Source organism: Streptomyces glaucus, assembly GCF_039533365.1.
GTDB classification, from domain to species: domain Bacteria; phylum Actinomycetota; class Actinomycetes; order Streptomycetales; family Streptomycetaceae; genus Streptomyces; species Streptomyces glaucus.
On the sequence record NZ_BAAATK010000120.1, the window covers coordinates 1 to 2,388 of the forward strand.

Consider the following 2,388-nt stretch of genomic DNA (forward strand, 5'->3'; position numbering starts at 1 on the left):
GCCGGTCCGCTCCCCCGCGGCCGGCGGGGCGGCCCGCTCGGCGGCGGAGGGCCCGTCCGGCGCGGTCGTGGCGGCCGGGGCCGTCGGGCGGGGCGCGAACCGTCCCCCCGCCGGGGCCGGGGCGGCGGGTTCGGCTTCGAGGCCGTCTCCGGGTCCGGGCCCGTCCCCGGGTCCGGGTTGCGCGGTGGGGGCCGGGGTGGCGGGGGCGGTGTCCCGGGCGGGCCGCGGCCGGCCGAGGCGGGCGGCGAGGGCCGGGCCGCAGGTGTCCACCAGGTGCGTGCCGAAGGCGTTCACGGTGGCGTGCTCGAAGAGCACGGTCGGCATCAGCTCCAGGCCCAGCACCTCGTTCAGTTCGTTGACGAGCCGGCTCATGACGATCGAGTCCAGGCCGTACTCGCTCAGGGCGACGTCCGGATCCAGTTCCCCGACGTCGACCTTCAGCAGCCCGGCGACCTTCTCCAGCACGATGCTCGACACGCGTTCGAGCAGCTCGCGGGGGTCGGTGCCGGGCCGGGGCGCGGCGGCCGACCGGTGCCGCAGGGCGCGGATCAGACGCAGCGCCTCGGCCTGTCCGATGCGCCCGTCGCGGATGCCTGCGTGCAGGTCGTCGAGGGATTCGATGGATGTGGTCACTTCCTGGCTCCGTTCAGGCTCCGCTTGAAGTCGTCCGCGCTCAGGTCCTGGCGTGACACGGCTTCGATCAGGTGCAGCAGGTAGGTGTCGTCGTCGCCGCCGTCCGCCTCGTGTCCGGCTGCCGGGGCGGGTGCGGGCCGCGGCTCCCGGCCGGCGCCGGCCGGATCGCCGGACGACCGGCCCGACGGGGCGCCGGCCCGGTCACCGGGCAGGTCACCGGGCAGGTCGCCGGTCCGGTCGTGCGCGGCGAGGGCGCGGGCGGTGAACCCGCGCAGCCGGACGCACACCTCCCCGTCGTCGTCGCACACGTCGACGTCCACGCGGCGCACCGGCCCGGACCGGTCGTCCGCGGCGAACCGGGCGACGGCCCAGCCGGACGCCGGGGTGGGCCGCAGCACCTCCAGTGCGCCGAGCGCGAAGGGCAGCGCGGTGCCCGCGGCGCCGTCGTCGGGGAACAGTCCGGACGTGGCCTGGAGGGCGGCGTCCAGCAGGCCCGGGTCGACGACGCAGCCGGTGCCGGCCGGCCGCGCGGACGGCGGCGCTTCCAGGCGGGCGACCGCGAGGCCCGAGCCGCCGTGCAGGCGGCGCAGCGCGCGCAGCGCGGGCCCGTACTCCAGGCCGCGGCGGGCGAACCGCTCGTAGACCGCCCCGGCGTCCAGTTCCTCGCCGGTGCAGCGGGCGAGCAGGGCCGGAAGGTCGAGGCGTTCCCCGGCCGCCGGCGTGCGGCGGTGCAGCCGTCCGTGGCCGTGCACGACGGCCGTGCCGTCGGCGTCGCGGCTGCGCACCTCGTAGGACAGGCTGCCGTCGGGCCGGGCCGCCAGGGCCACGTCGACGTCGGTGGGCCGTTCGACGGCCAGCGGGCGGGTCCACACGACCTGCCCGAGCGACCAGGCCCGCGCGTCGTCGCCGGAGGCGAGCCGGGCGGCGGCGTGCGCCATCTCCAGCTGGGCGGCGCCCGGCAGCACCGGCACGCCCCGGACGCGGTGGCCGGCCAGCAGCGGTTCCCGCCCGGTGAAGCGGGTGGTGTACCGCTGCTCGGTCAGGTCGGAGGTGTTGGTGTGCAGCAGCGGGTGCAGCGCGGCGGCCTGTGCCCCGGCGGGGGCGGTGGTGTCGATCCAGTAGCGCCGCAGCCGGAACGGGTAGGCCGGCAGGGGGACGCGGCGCGGCCGGGGCCCGGTCCACCAGCGTTCCCAGTCGACGTCGGCGCCGTCGAGCCAGGCGGTGAGGGCGCGGTCCCAGTCCCGGCGGACCGGGCCGTCGGCCGGGCCGGGCTCCGGTCCGGCGACGGCGTCCGGGGTGTCGCCGCCGCGGCGTACCCGGCCGGTGCGCACAGCCGGGCCGGACTCGCCGCGCAGCCAGGCCTCCAGGTGCCGCCGCAGGTCGTCGACGCCGTCGGCGAGGACGGCCAGGCGCTCGGTCATCGGGGTGCGTCCGGTCAGCGACGTGTACGCGATCGACGGCAGGTCGGCGTCGCGGTGGTCGCCGCGCCGCAGCGCCGTCACCCACTGTCCGGCCAGGTCGCGCAGGACGTCGGGGTGGCGCGCGGAGAGCACCACGGGCAGCGGTGCCGCGGGCGCGGCCGGCGTCCCGGCGCCGTCGGGCGGGACGTACTCCTCGAGGACGACGTGGGCGTTGACCCCGCCGAGCCCGAAGGAGCTGACGCCGGCCCTGCGGGGCAGTTCCCGGCCCTCGGCGTCCCGGGGCGCGGCCCAGGGCTGCCGCTCGCGCACCAGGTAGAACGGGCTGTCCTCCAGC

General features: G+C 78.6%; 2 protein-coding genes. Both read right to left on the minus strand.

The genetic code is table 11. The annotated features are described in order from the left end of the window. Window positions 1-633 (minus strand): acyl carrier protein (locus ABD363_RS32305; protein WP_344610019.1); only part of this gene is annotated, 633 nt, incomplete at its 3' end. Beyond that, window positions 630-2,388, minus strand: a 1,759-nt coding sequence (locus ABD363_RS32310) for a polyketide synthase dehydratase domain-containing protein (protein ID WP_344610020.1), incomplete at its 5' end; no start/stop codon positions are given. The genes ABD363_RS32310 and ABD363_RS32305, both read right to left, overlap by 4 nt.